The organism is Streptomyces scabichelini (assembly GCF_011045015.1).
Taxonomy (GTDB): domain Bacteria; phylum Actinomycetota; class Actinomycetes; order Streptomycetales; family Streptomycetaceae; genus Streptomyces; species Streptomyces scabichelini.
In genome coordinates this window covers 1-16938 of record NZ_JAAKZY010000044.1, presented here as the reverse complement: position 1 = coordinate 16938, position 16938 = coordinate 1, and the positions used below count along the sequence as shown (strand labels likewise).

Sequence of the window (16938 nt, the reverse complement as noted above, 5' to 3'; positions counted from 1 at the left end):
ACGCTCAACGACGGGCACGTTCATCAGGGATGCCCAACGGGGAGGCAGCGATGCAGGGGCTCGAAGTGGTGCTCGTCCGACTGGCGACGACGGTGGCCTCGACCCTCGCGAAGTCCCTCCTCATACCGAAGCCCGGCGCGGGGCTGGTCTCCGCCCCCGTACGGCCGTTCCCGAAGCCGGCCGGCCCCGATCGCCTCGCCAAGATCCTTTCTGGCCGCATATCGGCCGCGTACACCTCCCTCCCCAACCACGAGCGCCTGGCCGCCGCCCTCGCCGTGGAGGACACCTTCGCGGCGGCGGGCCCGCTCGACGCGGAGCAGTTGTTCGCACTGGACCTGGATCCCGCGCGCGTACGCGACTCCTTGGGCGCCGCCCCCTCGGACCTCACCGAGCAGGCCCGCGACCTCTACGCCGACCTCCTCACCCGCTGCTGCGCCCATCTCGTCGAACAGCTCACCGCCCATCCGTCGTTCGCGGCCCGTGCGGCGGTCGAGCAGACGCGGCGCGCGGGGCGGGCCGAGGAGCTGCTGCGCGAGCTGCGAGTCCCCAAACCCGAGGCCGTGGCGCTCGGCTTCGAGGAACGGTACGCGCGGTTCATAGCCGAGACCCACGGCCGTATGGAGCTCTACGGGATCACCCTCGGCAACCGCTCCCGCGCCGAATGGTCACTCGACACGGCGTACATCAGCCTCGCCGTGAGCGGCCAGCACACCGATGACACGCGCCGGGACCGGCCCGGTCTGCCCCAGCGCGCGCAGACCCCCGTCAAGGTGGAACAGGTGCTGGCCGACTGCAACCGGCTCGTCCTGCTAGGCCCGGCGGGCTCCGGCAAGTCGACCCTCGTCCAGTGGCTCGCGCTCAACGCGGCCCGCCGCAGCTTCGGTCCCGAACTCGCCGACTGGAACCGCTGCGTTCCCTTCGTGTTGCGGCTGCGGTCGTTCAACACGCTTGACGAACCGCCCCGGCCGGGCGATTTCCTGCCCGCCTCCGGTGTGCCCCTGGACGCCCCCTACGGCTGGGTCGAGGATGTGCTGGTCAGGGGGCGGGGGTTGGTACTGGTCGACGGTGTCGACGAGGTGCCGAGGCGTTTGCGGATCCGCACGGAGAAGTGGCTGAAGAAACTCATCGCGGCCTTCCCCCGGGCTCGGTATGTCGTCACGATGCGGCCGTCCGCCGTACGCGAGGACTGGCTGGCGGGCCAGGGTTTCACGGCGCATTCCCTGCTCCCCATGGAGCGGCACGACATCCGCGCGTTCATCGGGCACTGGCACGACTCGGCACGGCAGGAGTGTCTGTCCGACGTCGAGCGGGACCGGCTGGACACCTGCGAAAGAGGGCTCGTCCAGGCCGTGGCGACCCGCCGGGACCTCGGCCGGCTCGCCACCAACCCCCTCATGTGCGCCCTGCTCTGCGCCCTGAATCACGACCGCCGCATGCAACTCCCCCGTGCCCGCAAGGAGTTGTACGACGCCGCCCTCGACATGCTGCTCGTACGCCGCGACACGGAGCGCGAGATCACGGACGTCGAGGGCGTCACGCTGAGCCGTGAGGAGCAGACCGCGCTGCTCCAGCGGCTCGCGTACTGGCTGATCCGCAACGGGCAGATGGAGGCGTTCCGGGCCGACGCCATCGAGATGATCGACGAGTGGCTCGCGGTGATGCCCCAGGTTCGGGAGCAGGGTGACGCCGCACAGGTCTTCTCCCACCTGCTGATCCGCAGTGGTCTCCTCCGTGAGCCGGTACCCGGCTCCGTGGACTTCGTCCACCGCACGTTCCGGGACTACCTGGGGGCCAAGGCGGCCGTGGAGGCCCGCGACTTCGGCGTACTCGCACTGCACGCGCACCACGACCAGTGGGACGACGTGGTGCGGATGGCCGTGGGGCACGCGCGCGTCGAGGAACGGGGGCAGTTGCTGCGGCAGTTGCTGGAGCGGGCGGACAGCGGGCAGCGGTACCGGCAGCGGTTGGTGCTTCTCGCTGCCACGTGCCTGCAGCATGCGCCTGAGCTTGATCCTGCGGTGCGGGCCGAGGTCGAAGCCCTCACCGGGGAACTGATGCCGCCGCGGTCTCTGGCCGATGCGGCGGAGCTCGCGAAGGTGGGCGAGTTGGTGTTGGAACTGCTGCCGGGGCCGGATGGGCTGGACGCCTCGACTGCGGCGGCGGTGGTGTGCACGGCGACATTGATCGGCGGTGACTCGGCGCTGGGGGTCATCACGCGGTTCAGGAGTGACACACGGCCCCAGGTCGGCGCCCAGCTCGCCTACAGCTGGAGTGCCTTTGACACACAGGAGTACGCCGAGACAGTGCTGGCGCATGCTCCGTTGGACGACGTCGCCCTCTGTGTTCGCACATCTGAAGAGGTGGCTGCTCTCAAAGAGCTGGATCACATCGACTGCTTCCAGCTCATGGGCGAGCATGGAATCCCTGAAGTGATCGCCTCACGCACGAAGACGAAAGTGTTGTTCCTCACCCAGGATCCCTCACTTCATGACCTGTCCCCTTTGGCAGCGTTGGCACAGCTGAAGCTGCTCGGCATCTACGAATGTCCTCGAGTACATGATCTCGGCCCACTGCGGGCGCTTCCTGTCCGGACGCTCTATCTCGAACAACTCTCACCAGACGTATCCCTGGCTCCGCTCGCCGAACTCCAAGACCTTGCCGCGCTGACGCTCGGCTTTGTCCCCGCCAAAACGGCATGCGTGGCGGACATCCCGGCCGGAGACACTCTCACCAGGCTCGGCCTCCACACAAAGGCAAGAAAGATCGATCTCGACGGCATCGAGCGCTGGCCGGCTCTCAACGCACTGTCCGTCTCCGGCTACCGACAGACCGCACAGCTGGCCCGACTCGAGCACGTCCCTCGGTTGAAGGAGCTCGAGATCCTGCAGGCCACGGTCGAGCCGGCTGCGCTCGCCCGGCATCATGAGCTGGCCGAAATCGCCCTCGGCGAATGCGAACTCGGTTCCGGACTCGAACCCTTGACGTCTCTGACCGGGCTACGGCATCTGCGGTTGTCCCGTTGCACGGGCTCCATCAACCTGGCGCCTCTCGCGGGACTGCAGAACCTCACCGTCAGCGTCCTCTCCGGCACCCGGGTAAAAGGCGCCGAACTCTTCCCGCCCGAGCGCCTCAAGTTCACATCCTGACCGGCCTGACCGGCCGCGAACGGACTCCGGCGAACGGACTGTCAGTCGCGCCCTTTATCCTCGGTGACCATGCTCGAAGACCGCACGACCGCAGCGTCCGCAGCCTCGTGGCCGGCCGCGTATCCGCAGGGATACGCGGTCGTCGACGTGGAGACCACCGGCCTGGCCCGCGACGACCGCATAGTGTCGGCCGCGGTCTACCGGCTGGACGCGCGCGGCGAGGTGGAGGACCACTGGTACACGACGGTCAACCCGGAGCGGGATCCCGGCCCGGTGTGGATCCACGGTCTGACGAGCGACGTCCTCGAAGGGGCGCCTCTTTTCCAGGACATCGCCGAGGAGTTCGCGGCCCGGCTCGACGGCCGGGTACTCGTCGCGCACAACGCCGTCTTCGACTGGTCGATGATCGCGCGGGAGTACGCGCGCGCGGAGCGCGAGGCACCGGTCCGTCAGCGGCTGTGCACCATCGCGCTCTCCAAGGAGCTGGGCCTGCCGCTGGCCAACCACAAACTGGAGTCGCTCGCAGCCCACTTCGGCGTGGTGCAGCAGCGCGCGCACCACGCGCTGGACGACGCGCGCGTGCTCGCCGAGGCGTTCCGGCCGAGCCTGCACGCCGCCGCGCGCGGTGGCCTGCGACTGCCACTCCTCGAGTGCCGGCCGCTCACGGAGTGGGCGGACCGCTCCACGCCGCGCATCGGCCGGCAGTCCGGCGGCGGGGGCTACGGCGGTTACGGGTCCGGGAGTTGGCGCCCCTCGCGCAAGCGGCCCGCGTGCCCTTACCCCAACCCGGGCCGGTACGAACCGGGCAAGCCACTCAAGCAGGGCATGCGGATCGCGTTCTCCGGGGACACCTCGGTCGACCGCGAGCTCCTGGAGGACCGCGCCGTCGACGCCGGCCTGCATGTCGCGACGAGCCTGTCCCGGCTCACCAGCCTCCTCGTCACGAACGACCCGGACTCCGGTACGTCCAAGGCGGCCAAGGCCCGCCAGTTCGGAACTCCGGTCGTCGACGAGGCGGCCTTCGGGCAGCTGCTTCTGGATGTGGAGCCGGCCTCGGAGGCGTGACGGGGCGTACGGGTGATTGGCGGGCGACTCGCCCGGCGGCCGCTCGCCCGCGCCGCCGCGGCGGGCCCACCCTGTGGCGCATGGCACGTTGCGAGGTCTGCGGGAACGACTACGGCATGACGTTCGAGGTGCACGCGCAGGGCGTGATGCACGACGGAGTCTGAACGTCCACAGAGTCCGAACGTCTGCGGGCGTGCGTCGGCCCTCGGCGGGACCCTCCCGCCGGGGGCCGACGCGTGCGGGGTACCGTCGATAGCGTGTACCGCTTCCTGTTGTCCCGGCAGTGGGTGATCCTCACGCTGGTCGCCCTGCTCCTCATCCCCACGATGATCAGGCTGGGCATCTGGCAGATGCACCGCTACGAGGAGCGCACCGCCCGGAACCAGCTGGTCTCCGAGGCGCTGGGCGCCAAGCCGGTGCCCGTGGAGAAGCTCACCTCTCCCGGCCACAGCGTCACCACCGACGAGCGGTACCGCAACGTGACCGCGAAGGGCCGCTTCGACACCGACGACGAGGTCGTCGTCCGCCGCCGCACCAACTCCGACGACGAGGTCGGCTACCACGTCCTGACCCCCTTCGTCCTCGAAGACGGCAAGGTCCTGCTCGTCAACCGGGGCTGGATCCCCGGGGCCCCGACCCAGACGGCGTTCCCCAAGATCCCCGCACCGCCCCGCGGCGAGATCACCGTCACCGGGCGGCTCATGCCCGACGAGACGACCGAGGCGAGCGGCATCAAGGACATCAAGGGACTGCCGGACCGGCAGATCATGCTGATCAACAGCGCGCAGGAGGCCCGTCGCCTCGGCGTGCAGGCTCTCGGCGGCTACATCGTGCAGACAGCACCCGCGCCGAAGGGCGGCACGCCGGAGCTGATCGGCAGGCCCGGCAACGAGGACGCCGCGCTGAACTACGCGTACGCCATCCAGTGGTGGCTCTTCGCCGCGGGCGTCCCCGTGGGCTGGGTGATCCTGGTCCGCCGTGAGCGCCGTGAGCGGGCGGAGGCCGCGGCGAAGACGGAATCGCCGGAGTCGACACCGGCCACCGTATAAGCGTTACGCCCGGAGACGACACCGGCCGCCGTACAGCCATTACGCCCGGAGACGACACGGCCGCCGTATAGCCATTACCGCCGGAAGCACGCCGTCCCGGCGAAGACACAAGGCCTCGGCGGCTTCAGCGACACCGGCCGCCGTACAGCCATTACGCCCTGAAGCGACACCGGCCGCCGTACAGCCATTACGCCCGGAGACGACACGGCCGCCATATAGCCATTACGCCCGGAGACGACACGGCCGCCGTATAGCCATTACCGCCGGAAGCGACACCGGCCCGGCCCCACAGCTCCGACCGCCGACACGGCTCCCGCCCGGATTGGTCACCCGACGTGACGGGAACCCGCCACCCGTGCACTCATCCAACGAGCCCGACACACCCGGCGCGACCAGTGCGCCCAGCACGCCGAACGCGTCCAAAGAGCCCGACGCGCCGCCCCGCGAAGCCAAGAAGGCCGACAGGACCGTCCCCGCCATCGAGGACTACGCGCTCATCGGCGACCGCCAGACCGCCGCCCTGGTCGGGCGGGACGGATCGATCGACTGGCTGTGCCTGCCACGGTTCGACTCGGCGGCCTGCTTCGCGAAGCTGCTGGGCGACGAGGAGAACGGTCACTGGAGGATCGCCCCGAAGGGAGCGGGCGCCTGCACACGGCGGGCGTACCGGCCGGAGTCGCTCGTACTCGACTCCGAGTGGGAGACCGCCGACGGCACGGTCCGCGTCACCGACCTGATGCCGCAGCGCGACCGCGCCCCCGATGTCGTACGCGTCGTCGAAGGGCTCAAGGGCAGCGTGACCATGCGCAGCACGCTGCGGCTGCGCTTCGACTACGGCTCGATCATGCCGTGGATGCGCAGGGCGGACGGCCATCGGGTGGCCGTGGCGGGCCCGGACTCGGTGTGGCTGCGCAGCGAGCCCGAGGTGCGCACATGGGGCAAGGACTACGGCACGCACTCGGAGTTCACGATCACCGAGGGCCAGAAGGTCGCCTTTGTGATGACCTGGCACCCCTCGCACGAGCCGCGCCCCCCGCTCATCGACCCGCACGAGGCGCTGGCCTCCAGCGTCGAGGACTGGCGGGCGTGGGCGGCCCACTGCCGCTACCGGGGTCCGCACCGGGACGCGGTCATCCGCTCCCTGATCACCCTCAAAGCTCTCACGTACGAGCCGACCGGCGGCATCGTCGCGGCCCCCACGACCTCTCTCCCGGAGGAACTCGGCGGTGTACGCAACTGGGACTACCGCCACTGCTGGCTGCGCGACTCCACGCTCACCCTGGGCGCGCTGCTGGCCTGCGGCTACCACGAGGAGGCCGAGGCCTGGCGCGACTGGCTGCTGCGCGCGGCCGCGGGCGACCCGGCGGACCTGCAGATCATGTACGGCCTCGCGGGCGAGCGGCGGATCCCCGAGTACGAGGTGACGTGGCTGCCCGGATTCCGCTGCACGGGCCCGGTCCGGGTCGGCAACGACGCCGTACGGCAGTGGCAGCTCGACGTGTACGGCGAGGTCATCGACTCCCTCACGCTCGCGCAGCGCGCCGGCCTGCCCGTGAAGCCGGACATGTGGCATCTGCGGCAGGCTCTGATGGAGTTCCTGCGGTCGGCCTGGCGCAGGCCCGACGAGGGGCTGTGGGAAGTCCGCGGCCCGCGCCGCCACTTCGTGCACTCGAAGATCATGGTGTGGGTGGCCGCCGACCGCACCGTCCGCACCCTGGAGGAGAACCCCGGCCTCAGCGGCGACCCGGACCAGTGGCGCGCGATGCGCGACGAGGTGCACCGGGAGGTGTGCGAGCGCGGCTACGACCCGGAGCGGAACACCTTCACGCAGTTCTACGGTTCCCGCGAACTGGACGCCTCGCTGCTCCTCATCCCCCGCCTCGGCTTTCTGCCGCCGGACGATCCGCGGGTCGTCGGCACGATCGACGCGGTGCGCGACGAACTCGGGCACGACGGCTTTCTGCGCCGGTACACCTCGGAGCAGACGGTCATCGACGGGCTGCCGGGCCGTGAGGGCGCGTTCCTGGTCTGCTCGTTCTGGCTCGCGGACGCGCTGCATATGACGGGGCGTACGAAGGAGGCGCGCGAGCTGTTCGAGCGCCTGGTCGCGCTCTGCAACGATGTGGGGCTGCTGTCCGAGGAGTACGACCCCGTCAGGGGCCGTCAGCTCGGCAACTTCCCGCAGGCGTTCAGCCATATCGGCCTGGTGGGCACAGCCCTCGCCCTGTTCGACGAGGAGGAGGCAGGATAGGGGCCATGGATCTTGGACTGAAAGACCGTGTCTACGTCGTCACCGGGGCCACCCGCGGCCTGGGCAACGCCTCCGCGCGGGAACTCCTCGCCGACGGCGCGAAGGTGATCATCACGGGCCGGGACGAGAAGATGGTGGCCGAGGCCGCAGCGGCACTCGGCCCGAACGCTCACGGGGTCGCCATGGACAATGCCGACCCCGCGGCCTCGACGAGCGTGATAGCGGCCGCGCGCGAGCGCTTCGGCGGCTTCGACGGCATCCTGATCAGCGTCGGCGGCCCGGCGCCCGGCTTCGCCGCCGACAACACCGACGAGCAGTGGCAGTCGGCGTTCGAGTCCGTCTTCCTGGGCGCGGTCCGGCTGGCCCGTGCGGCGGCCGCGGAGCTCGTCGAGGGCGGCGTCATCGGTTTTGTACTCTCCGGTTCGGTGTACGAGCCGATCCCGGGCCTGACCATCTCCAATGGCCTGCGCCCGGGCCTCGCGGGCTTCGCCAAGTCGCTCTCGGACGAGCTCGGGCCGCGCGGCATCCGTGTCGTCGGCCTGCTCCCGGCCCGTATCGACACGGACCGCGTCCGCGAACTCGACGCCCTGTCCCCCGAGCCGGAGGTCACGCGCGCGGCCAACGAGTCCCGCATTCCGCTGCGCCGCTATGGCACGCCGGAGGAGTTCGGCCGCACGGCCGCGTTCCTGCTGTCGCCGGCTGCGTCTTATCTGACGGGGATCATGGTTCCGGTTGATGGTGGGGCTCGGCGCGGGTTCTGAACGGCGGGGTAGTTGTGTGTCTGCGGGTCCGTTGTGGCTGGTCGCGCCCACGCGGCGGAGCCGCAAATTGATACAGCCCCGCGCCCCTAAGGGGCACGCCCCCCTTCGGGGGCCTGCCCCTTCGGGCGCGCCCTAACTGACCCGTTCCGCCCGGTGCTTGGCCCCGCGGAGGCGTACCTCCGCGGGCAGCGCGGCCAGGCCGGCGGAGTCCCTGGCGTGGGCGAGTGCCTCCGTCGTCAGGCGGGTCAGCGCGTCGCCGGGGTCGGCGTGCGGTTCGAGGAGCAGGTGGACCCGCGCCTGAGGGGTGCTGCGCCGCCCGGTCAGCGCCGTCTGCGCGCGCTGCACGCCGTCCAGCGCGCCCGCCTCACTGGCCAGTACGCCCTCCAGGGCCCGCCCGCGCAGCAGCGCGCCCTCCCCGTCGCCCGTATCGACGAGCACCTCGGCGAGCCGGCGCCGCCGCAGCACCGCCGTCAGCCACCACAGGGCGAGCAGCACGGCGACGGCGAGCACGGCGATGACGGTGGGCCACCACCAGCTGTCGTCCCGCCAGCGCGTCCGGTCCGCATCGCTCAGCAGCACGTCCCGCTGCCCGTCGTGGATCCACCACGAGGGCGGCTCGAGGCCGAGGCCCACCGCGAGCACGGAGCCGCCGCCCACGATCAGGAGCAGGCCCACGAGCCCCACCAGAACACGGTTCACAATCCTCAGCACCGGCCGTCACCCCTTCCGTCCCGGCCGCCCGACATGCACCGACAGTGCGGGCCGCCGGGCCAGCCCGAGGCCTCTGATGGCGTCGGTGAGCGCGGCGTCCAAGTCGGTGCGTACGTCGTCGAGTTCACGGAAGTGCGACACCGCGCGCACGTCGACCTTCCTGCGTCTTACCCGCACCCGCACCGTGCGCACCCCGGAGACCTCCATGGCCCGGTCGCGCAGCACCATGGCGGCCGCGCCCCGGTGCAGACCGGCCCGTACGTCGTCGTGGACGCGGCGCATCGGCAGTACGTCCCGCAGGCCGGGCGTCACGGCGAGTACGAGCAGCCAGAGGCCGAGAGCCGCCGCGACTCCGGCGCCGACGAGGACCCATGTGTCGTCGAGGGGCCGCTCGGCCAGCTCCCTGGCGAGGGACCTGCGCCATGCCATGACGGTCCGGTCGGCGCGCACGGAGACGATGTCGTACAGGAGGAGGCCCGCGCCGCCCAGGATCAGCAGCGCGAGAATGCCCGCGGGGACCCGGCGTACGGACCAGAAGCGGCCGTTCCCGTCGTCCGCGGCGTCGAGGGTGGGCAGCGGATCGTATGCCGCCGCGGAAGCGGACTGGCCGAGTTCGCTCTCGGCCGCCTTCTCGATGACAGGCAGCTGACGGGTGCTCTCGGAGCCCTGGGACTCGCTCATTGCGTCCTCCCCTGTGCCGCGCGTGCCTGCGCGGAGTGCAGGCGCTCCACCTGGACGGCGACCTCGGGCACCTGCATACCCGCCAACATCCTTACCCGCTGTGCGACTTGGCGACGCACGGCGGCGCACTGGGCGCCGATGTCGGAGGGGTAGTCGAGTTCCAGGTTGATGCGTACGCGGGCGACGTCGTGGTGCACGACGACGGTGGCGTGCGGCGGCACGGCGTCAGGAGGCAGTACGTCGAGCGCCTCGCGCGCCGCCTGGGAAGCGATCTTCGCGACGACCCGGTCGGCGATCCTGATCGCGCCGCGCTCGGCCGGTGCGACGGTCCGGCCGGGGCTGCCGGGCCGGAGGGGTGCTCCGGACGTGGCGAGCTCACCGGTCACGGACGTCACCGCCGCCGGTTGTCGCGGGTGCGGAAGAAGTCACCGACTTCCCAGTCCCCTTCCAGGAACCGGCCCACGACGAAGCCGACGGCACCCAGGGCCGCCACCAGAAGGAAGGCACCGAACCCGCCGAAATACCCGGCGAAACCCAGCGCCATTCCGGCGATCATGCCGACCACGGCCAGGCTCATGCTGCGCTCCTCTGCGCGTCACATAGCGTCACATAGGGGCCGGGGCTACTGAAGCCGAGTCTCCGACTCCTCTTCCTCTTCTTCCGGCAGTTTGACATCGCTGACCGCGATATTGACCTCGACGACTTCAAGGCCCGTCATGCGCTCGACGGCCGCGATGACGTTCTCGCGCACGGCGCTGGCCACATCGGTGATCGAGACGCCGTAGTCGACGACGATCTCCAGATCGAGCGCCGTCTGCACCTCACCGACCTCGGCCTTCACCCCCCGGGTCACGGACTTCGCACCGCCCGGGACCCGGTCGCGCATCGCCCCGAAGGTGCGCGAGAGCCCGCTGCCCATCGCATGCACTCCGAGCACGTCGCGGGCCGCGAGCCCGGCGATCTTCTCCACCACGCCGTCCGCGATGGTGGTACGTCCACGGGAGGCCGGGTCGCCTCCGCCGCGCTTGGTCACACTGGTCCTGCGGGGCTGTACGTCCGGCGCCCCCGTCTCGCTCTCGGGGTTCTCCGTCCGGTTCCGCTGCGTCATGTCGGTCATGGCCGTGCGCCCCTTCCGGCTTCTGTTCCTGCACTCACAGTAAGTGTGGTTGTGCGGCCGTGCAGCCGGAGATGCGGCAGTCTGGAACGATGACGGCGGATCAGTGGGCCCAGGCAGTACGGCGTCAGCTCCGTTTCGGCAGACTCCTGCCCCTGGGCGGGGCGCGGGACGGTGCGTGGCTGGCGGAATCGGCAGCGGACGCGGTACTGCGCCGCGCGGCTCGCCATGTGCCCGGCATACACCTCGGCACGCTGCGGCTCACGCTCGCCGACCCGGATCAGACGTACGTGGCCGCCGTGCCGCCCCCACCGAGCGCGCTGCCGCCGGGTTCGCTGCGGATCAGCGGTGAGTTCACGGCCACGCTCGCGACCGGCGAACCCCTCCCGGCACTCGCGTCCCGCCTCCGCGCGGCCCTCGCCGAGGCGGCGACGGAGCGGCTCGGGCTGTCGGTCACGGAGGTGGATCTACGGGTGACGGGGTTGCTGGAGGAGGGGGACGCGGGCGTTGCGGAGGGCGACGGGAGCGACGTACGCCCTGATGAGCGGCAGCAGACCGAGGAATCTCAGCCCGAGTCCGAGCCCGAGCTGGGCGACGACGAGTCCCGAGTGGCCGCCGCCGCCCTGGCTGTCCCGGGCGTGACCCGCCTGACCGGCACGCTCGGCGGCCTGCGCCGCCCGGTGCACATCGAGGAGGGCCCCGGTGAGGGTGCGCTCCCGCGCCGTCACGTCCGCGTCGAGCTCGAGGTCCACGCGGACCGCCGCACACTGGAAGTGGCCCGCGAGGTCCGCGCAGCGGCGAGCGAGGCACTGCCGGATCACCCGTCGGTGGCGGTACTGGTCACGGGGGTCACAGGCTGAGCGGACCAGGTCGGGAGCGCCCCTTCAGGGGCGCGGGGAACTGCGCGACCAGCCACGAACAACCCGCAGCTGACGTACTACCCGCAAAAAATCAGTCGCCGAGCCCCGCAAGGTCCCGCAACCGCCGCCCCTGCGCGGAGCGCTCCGCGGCACGCTGCTCCTCGTACGTGCGCCCGGAAACCCCCTGCAACAAGGCCTTGGTCTCGATCACGGCGTCCCGCGGCGCAGCCAGCAAGGCCGATGCAAGATCCCGTACCGCGTCATCAAGCTGGCCCACAGGCACAGCGAGATTCGCAAGTCCGGTGCTCACGGCCTCCTCGGCCAGCACGAACCGCCCCGTCGCACAGATTTCGAGCGCGCGGGCGTACCCGACGAGCCCCACCAGCGGATGGGTCCCCGTGAGGTCGGGCACCAGCCCCAGGCTGGTCTCCCGCATGGCGAACTGCACGTCGTCGGCGACGACGCGCAGGTCACAGGCGAGCGAGAGCTGGAAGCCCGCCCCGATGGCATGCCCCTGCACGGCGGCGATGGACACGATGTCGCTGCGCCGCCACCAGGTGAAACCCTCCTGGTACTCGGCGATCGTCGCGTCGAGCTCGGCTTCGGAACCGCGCGCGAGCTCGATGAACGACGGCTCGCCGTCGAACCCCTCGGGCGTGAACGCCTGCCTGTCGAGTCCCGCGGAGAAGGACTTGCCCTCCGCGCGCAGTACTACGACACGGACCGTGCCCGGCAGCAGCCGCCCGGCCTCGGCCAGCGCGCGCCACAGAGCGGGGCTCTGCGCGTTGCGCTTGGCCGGGTTGGTCAGCGTCACCGTGGCGATCGCCTCGTCGACGGTGAGCCGTACGCCGTCCTTGTCGAGTACCGGTTCGAGCGAAGCCATGCGGGCGCCTCCGATGGGTGCGGTCAGAGTGGGTGCCGTACGAGAAGCCGTACGCGCACACCCTTAAGTGACTGCACAGTAACCACCCGGTAGATCACCCGACCGACCGGGTGGCCACCCATCGAAGAACGCGGAGCCGCCCGGCTTCAGGCCGACGCGGCCTTCTTACCGCGCGTCGCTCCGCCACGCCCTCGGAGCGTGACACCCGACTCGCTGAGCATCCGGTGGACGAAGCCATACGAGCGGCCGGTCTCCTCGGCCAGTGCCCGGATGCTTGCACCGGAGTCGTACTTCTTCTTCAGGTCTGCCGCGAGCTTGTCGCGCGCGGCGCCGGTCACCCGGCTGCCCTTCTTCAGAGTCTCGGCCACCCGTGCCTCCTCATGGGAAGTGCGCTCTGGACTTCTCATGATCACCCCTCAAGAGCTTCCTGGCCACCCATTCGGCAAGGTCCGTGGGACAAGCTTTGAGACACGCAAGCCCGTCCTCACGAGCGGAATTCATGGTTCCGGGCGGCCGCGTCCGTACGGCCGAACGGGTTCGTCGACGAAGGTCCAGGTCAGCGAAGTGTGGCGGCCGGGCCCAGGAGAACGGAGGGTCCGGCCGCGAAATCGATGTAGGACACACCTCGGTACGAGGAGATCTCACACAGATGATGGATCACGGATGGGCCGAATGATCCATACGCAGTTGATCAGTCTTTCGATCAAGCGCCGCTGACGCCGCTCGGGCTTCCGGCAGACGCCCGCGCGGGCTCAGGCGAGGGCCACCAGGTCCGCGTAGTCCGCGCCCCACAGGTCCTCGACGCCGTCCGGCAGCAGGATGATCCGCTCCGGCTGGAGCGCGTCGACCGCGCCCTCGTCGTGCGTGACGAGGACGACGGCGCCCTTGTAGGTGCGCAGGGCGCCGAGGATCTCCTCGCGGCTGGCCGGGTCGAGGTTGTTGGTCGGCTCGTCGAGGAGGAGGACGTTCGCGGACGACACCACGAGGGTGGCGAGTGCGAGGCGGGTCTTCTCTCCGCCGGAGAGGACCCGGGCCGGCTTGTCGACGTCGTCGCCGGAGAACAGGAACGAGCCCAGCGTCTTGCGTACCTCGACGAGGTCGAGGTCGGGGTTCGCGGAGCGCATGTTCTCCAGCACCGTGCGGTCCGGGTCGAGGGTCTCGTGCTCCTGCGCGTAGTAGCCGAGCTTGAGGCCGTGACCCTCGATGACCTGGCCGGTGTCGGGCTTCTCCACACCGCCGAGAAGTCTCAACAGGGTGGTCTTTCCCGCGCCGTTGAGGCCGAGGATGACGACGCGCGAGCCCTTGTCGATGGCCAGGTCGACATCGGTGAAGATCTCCAGGGAGCCGTACGACTTCGACAGGCCCTCGGCCATGAGCGGCGTCTTGCCGCAGGGCGCGGGCTCGGGAAAGCGCAGCTTGGCGACCTTGTCGGACTTGCGCTCGGCCTCCAGGCCGGCCAGCAGCTTGTCGGCGCGGCGGGCCATGTTCTGCGCGGCGACCGTCTTGGTGGCCTTGGCACGCATCTTGTCGGCCTGCGAGTGGAGGGCGGAAGCCTTCTTCTCGGCGTTCTGCCGCTCGCGCTTGCGGCGCTTCTCGTCGGCCTCGCGCTGCTGCTGGTAGAGCTTCCAGCCCATGTTGTAGACGTCGATCTGGGAGCGGTTGGCGTCCAGGTAGAAGACCTTGTTGACGACCGTCTCGACGAGGTCGACGTCGTGGGAGATCACGATGAAGCCGCCGCGGTAGGTCTTCAGGTAGTCGCGCAGCCAGACGATCGAGTCGGCGTCGAGGTGGTTCGTCGGCTCGTCGAGGAGCAGCGTGTCCGCGTCCGAGAAGAGGATGCGGGCCAGCTCGATACGGCGGCGCTGACCGCCGGAGAGCGTATGCAGGGGCTGGCCGAGCACCCGGTCGGGCAGGTTGAGCGCGGCGGCGATGGTGGCGGCCTCGGCCTCGGCGGCGTACCCGCCCTTGGTGAGGAACTCGGTCTCCTGCCGCTCGTACTGCCTCAGCGCCTTCTCGCGCGTGGCGCCGCTGCCGTTGGCGATGCGCTGCTCGTTCTCGCGCATCTTGCGGATCAGGGTGTCAAGGCCGCGCGCGGACAGGACGCGGTCGCGGGCGAGCATGTCGAGGTCGCCGGTGCGCGGGTCCTGCGGGAGGTAGCCGACCTCGCCGGAGCGGGTGACGGTGCCCGCGGCGGGGACGCCCTCACCTGCGAGGACCTTGGTGAGGGTCGTCTTGCCCGCGCCATTGCGACCGACCAGGCCGATGCGGTCGCCCTTGGTGATGCGGAAGGTGGCGGACTCGATGAGGATGCGGGCACCGGCACGCAGCTCGATACCGGAAGCGGAAATCACGGACAGACTCCAGGGCAGGGTCGATGACGGGGTGGGCGGCTGAGGTCGTTCACGCCGTCTAATGCGCGAGGAGAATGGCCATGGGCCAAGTCTAACGGCGGCTTGCAAGCAGTTTTTCTGCGCGCACATGTTCTACGTCACCTTTACGGCCCGGCAGTTCCCTGCCGGGGAGGGCCCGGTGTCAGCGGCAGGACGACCCTCACCAGGGTCCTCGCAGCGGTCGGCTCGGAGGGCGTTGTCAGTGCCGGGTGCAAGACTGAGGAGCAGGTCACATTCCGGCGACGAGGCGAGAGGAAGTGGTCGGCATGGCGGGCACGGTCGGCGGACGTCCGAGCATTTTTCCGACGCTGCTGTACGCGGACGCGAAGGCCGCGATCAGGCAGCTCACGGAGGCCTTCGGCTTCACCGAGGCGTCGGTGTACGAGGGGGAGGACGGCATGGTGCTGCACGCGGAACTGGTGCAGGGCAACGGCGCGGTGATGCTCGGCTCCAGGGGCCGCGGCGGCCGCTTCGACGAGGCGATGAAGGGCGCGGGTCCCTGCGGGGTGTACGTCGTCGTGGACGACATCGACGCGCACCATCAGCAGGCCGTCGACCACGGGGCGGAGATCCTCATGCCCCCGACGGACCAGGACTACGGGTCGCGGGACTACATGGCCCGGGACATCGAGGGCAATATCTGGAGCTTCGGCACATACGCCCCCGAGATACAGGCCTGAACAGGCGCCTGACCAGCCCGACGCCGCCCAGGTTCTTGCCCGGCCGACGTGCTCAGTTGCCTCCGGTGTGCACCTGGAAGGCGGCGCGGCGTACGGCCTTGGCCAGGGTCGGGTCGGGGTGCGCGGCGGCGAGGGCGACCAGGACCTGCACGGTGCGGGGGTGGCCGACCGCGCGTACCTCGTCGAGGAGCGCGGGCACGGTGGGCTGCACCGCGGACTCCAAGTGCCGTACGAGGAGCGGGGCTTCACCGTGGTCGGCGACGGCCGCGGCGGTGTCCACCCACAGCCAGGTGGCCTCCTCGCGGGTGAGCACCTCGTGGGCGTCCTCGGGGTCGTGACCGTCGTGCACGGCCAGCCACAGCAGGGCGTACGGACGCAAGTGGGTCTCGTCGACGACGGCGCGTACGTCCGGCTCGGCGGGGGAGCCGACCACGCGCAGCGCTTCGAAGGCGAGCCCGCGCAGCAGGGCGTCCTCGCCCCGTGCGGCGTCGAGGAGTTCGGTGACGGCGCTGCCGACGGGGCGGGCGGCGAGCCAGGCGCGGTATTCGGCACGGGCCGCGTTCGGACGCAGCTGGGCACAGCCGCGGAGCATGTCCTCGGCGGACTGCTCGATGTTCCCGGCGGGGCTCTGCGCGGCGACGCAGATCTGCTCCAGCTTGACCCAGACGGCCCAGCTGCCGAGCGGGGTGAGGGTGGCCTGGCCGTCGGCGCAGGTGAGGGCGCCCACGGAGGCCAGGGCATGCAGGGCCCAGTCGAGCAGGGGGGCCAGCGGGGTGTCCTCGGCCGGGCTCTCGACGGGTTCCGGCTGCGGGACGTACGGGATTTCGCAGCGCTCGGTGCGCAGTTCCGTGACGCGCTGTTCGAGCAGGTCGAAGAGTTGGGTGACGGGGACGGGACCGGCCGAGAGCTGGAGGAAGGAGAGCACCTGGGGCATCGCGGAGACGACCTCGGCGACGGCCGCGTGCTCGTGGTCCTCCGGTTCCGGGCAGGCGAGCGACCAGGCGTCGAAGAGGGCGACCCAGCCGCGCAGTACGGCGCTGTCGTCGCGGTCCCAGGCGCGCAGTCGCCAGCCGGGGCGCGCGCTGTCGCCGTGTACCTCGATGAGGCCCGCGAGACGTGCGGTGTCCCAGTCCGCGCGGACCTGAGCCGGAGTCAGGGCCAGGTCGCCGGCGGCCCGTCGGGCGGTCGCGTCGGGCAGCGTGCCCGTACCGTCGGGGGCCGCGCCGTCGCGGTCCCTGCCGGGACTCAGGGCGGTGTCGGCCCAGCGGGCGATGCGGACCGCGCCGGCGAGCTGGGCGCGCGCCATGCGGGCCAGCTCCGCGGGTGCCGGGGTGCCCTCGGGCGGGC

16 protein-coding genes are annotated in these 16938 nt (G+C 70.7%); 7 read left to right on the top strand and 9 right to left on the bottom strand.

All coding sequences use genetic code 11. The features are described 5' to 3' along the window. The first annotated feature begins 50 nt into the window (after positions 1–50). The 5 genes from G5C60_RS16230 to G5C60_RS16210 all read left to right on the top strand — a co-directional run bounded on the left by G5C60_RS16230 (position 51) and on the right by G5C60_RS16210 (position 8272). On the top strand, positions 51–3146 hold the full coding sequence (locus tag G5C60_RS16230; RefSeq protein ID WP_206439595.1) for an NACHT domain-containing protein: 3096 nt from the start codon (positions 51–53) through the stop codon (positions 3144–3146). A 69-nt stretch (positions 3147–3215) separates the two neighbouring features. Next, complete coding sequence (locus G5C60_RS16225; RefSeq protein ID WP_165259736.1) at positions 3216–4211, top strand: DEDDh family exonuclease; 996 nt, start codon at positions 3216–3218, stop codon at positions 4209–4211. A 257-nt stretch (positions 4212–4468) separates the two neighbouring features. Further along, positions 4469–5260 carry an SURF1 family cytochrome oxidase biogenesis protein gene (locus G5C60_RS16220; RefSeq protein ID WP_165259734.1) on the top strand — a complete coding sequence of 264 codons (792 nt, stop codon included), beginning with the start codon at positions 4469–4471 and terminating at the stop codon, positions 5258–5260. A 478-nt stretch (positions 5261–5738) separates the two neighbouring features. Continuing rightward, complete coding sequence (locus G5C60_RS16215; protein ID WP_165259810.1) at positions 5739–7511, top strand: glycoside hydrolase family 15 protein; 1773 nt, start codon at positions 5739–5741, stop codon at positions 7509–7511. 5 nt (positions 7512–7516) lie between these two features. Beyond that, the gene (locus tag G5C60_RS16210) at positions 7517–8272 is read left to right on the top strand and encodes an SDR family oxidoreductase (RefSeq protein ID WP_165259732.1); all 756 of its coding nucleotides are present in this window, start codon (positions 7517–7519) and stop codon (positions 8270–8272) included. A gap of 132 nt (positions 8273–8404) precedes the next feature. Here G5C60_RS16210 and amaP read toward each other — a convergent pair whose 3' ends face one another. From amaP to G5C60_RS16185, 5 genes are read right to left on the bottom strand one after another with little or no spacing between them, the layout of a single operon-like run. After that, a complete protein-coding gene (gene amaP, locus G5C60_RS16205) occupies positions 8405–8983 on the bottom strand; it encodes an alkaline shock response membrane anchor protein AmaP (protein WP_165259730.1) in 579 nt (192 codons plus the stop codon). A gap of 6 nt (positions 8984–8989) precedes the next feature. Further along, a complete protein-coding gene (locus G5C60_RS16200; RefSeq protein WP_165259728.1) occupies positions 8990–9664 on the bottom strand; it encodes a DUF6286 domain-containing protein in 675 nt (224 codons plus the stop codon). Next, entirely contained in the window at positions 9661–10050 is a 390-nt protein-coding gene (locus tag G5C60_RS16195; RefSeq protein ID WP_165259726.1) for an Asp23/Gls24 family envelope stress response protein, read from the bottom strand. The genes G5C60_RS16200 and G5C60_RS16195 overlap by 4 nt, the downstream gene beginning before the upstream one ends. A 5-nt stretch (positions 10051–10055) precedes the next feature. Continuing rightward, a complete protein-coding gene (locus tag G5C60_RS16190; protein ID WP_165259724.1) occupies positions 10056–10241 on the bottom strand; it encodes a hypothetical protein in 186 nt (61 codons plus the stop codon). Between the two features lie 45 nt (positions 10242–10286). Continuing rightward, the gene (locus G5C60_RS16185; protein ID WP_165259722.1) at positions 10287–10781 is read right to left on the bottom strand and encodes an Asp23/Gls24 family envelope stress response protein; all 495 of its coding nucleotides are present in this window, start codon (positions 10779–10781) and stop codon (positions 10287–10289) included. Positions 10782–10870: 89 nt separating this feature from the next. Here G5C60_RS16185 and G5C60_RS16180 point away from each other — a divergent pair, with 89 nt between their 5' ends. Then, positions 10871–11638 (top strand): nucleopolyhedrovirus P10 family protein, encoded by a 768-nt coding sequence (locus G5C60_RS16180; protein ID WP_165259720.1) that lies wholly within the window; start codon positions 10871–10873, stop codon positions 11636–11638. Positions 11639–11729: 91 nt separating this feature from the next. On the opposite strand, the gene G5C60_RS16175 is transcribed toward G5C60_RS16180, so the two are convergent. The 3 genes from G5C60_RS16175 to G5C60_RS16165 all read right to left on the bottom strand — a co-directional run bounded on the left by G5C60_RS16175 (position 11730) and on the right by G5C60_RS16165 (position 14872). Beyond that, complete coding sequence (locus G5C60_RS16175) at positions 11730–12521, bottom strand: enoyl-CoA hydratase/isomerase family protein (protein ID WP_165259718.1); 792 nt, start codon at positions 12519–12521, stop codon at positions 11730–11732. Between the two features lie 146 nt (positions 12522–12667). After that, positions 12668–12889 (bottom strand): helix-turn-helix domain-containing protein, encoded by a 222-nt coding sequence (locus G5C60_RS16170; RefSeq protein ID WP_006123601.1) that lies wholly within the window; start codon positions 12887–12889, stop codon positions 12668–12670. Between the two features lie 384 nt (positions 12890–13273). Continuing rightward, positions 13274–14872 (bottom strand): ATP-binding cassette domain-containing protein, encoded by a 1599-nt coding sequence (locus G5C60_RS16165; protein ID WP_165259716.1) that lies wholly within the window; start codon positions 14870–14872, stop codon positions 13274–13276. A gap of 305 nt (positions 14873–15177) precedes the next feature. Between G5C60_RS16165 and G5C60_RS16160 the strand changes: the two genes are divergently transcribed. After that, positions 15178–15591 (top strand): VOC family protein, encoded by a 414-nt coding sequence (locus G5C60_RS16160; RefSeq protein WP_165259714.1) that lies wholly within the window; start codon positions 15178–15180, stop codon positions 15589–15591. A 52-nt stretch (positions 15592–15643) separates the two neighbouring features. Here G5C60_RS16160 and G5C60_RS16155 read toward each other — a convergent pair. Then, positions 15644–16938, bottom strand: a 1295-nt coding sequence (locus G5C60_RS16155; protein WP_241266844.1) for a hypothetical protein, incomplete at its 5' end; no start/stop codon positions are given.

Bases quoted from the DNA above. Each gene is read 5' to 3' on its own strand.
- G5C60_RS16200 (WP_165259728.1), bottom strand. From the start codon at position 9,664: ATGAGCGAGTCCCAGGGCTCCGAGAGCACCCGTCAGCTGCCTGTCATC.
- G5C60_RS16160 (WP_165259714.1), top strand. From the start codon at position 15,178: ATGGCGGGCACGGTCGGCGGACGTCCGAGCATTTTTCCGACGCTGCTG.
- G5C60_RS16225 (WP_165259736.1), top strand. From the start codon at position 3,216: ATGCTCGAAGACCGCACGACCGCAGCGTCCGCAGCCTCGTGGCCGGCC.
- G5C60_RS16180 (WP_165259720.1), top strand. From the start codon at position 10,871: ATGACGGCGGATCAGTGGGCCCAGGCAGTACGGCGTCAGCTCCGTTTC.
- G5C60_RS16190 (WP_165259724.1), bottom strand. From the start codon at position 10,241: ATGAGCCTGGCCGTGGTCGGCATGATCGCCGGAATGGCGCTGGGTTTC.
- G5C60_RS16185 (WP_165259722.1), bottom strand. From the start codon at position 10,781: ATGACCGACATGACGCAGCGGAACCGGACGGAGAACCCCGAGAGCGAG.
- G5C60_RS16230 (WP_206439595.1), top strand. From the start codon at position 51: ATGCAGGGGCTCGAAGTGGTGCTCGTCCGACTGGCGACGACGGTGGCC.
- G5C60_RS16210 (WP_165259732.1), top strand. From the start codon at position 7,517: ATGGATCTTGGACTGAAAGACCGTGTCTACGTCGTCACCGGGGCCACC.
- G5C60_RS16175 (WP_165259718.1), bottom strand. From the start codon at position 12,521: ATGGCTTCGCTCGAACCGGTACTCGACAAGGACGGCGTACGGCTCACC.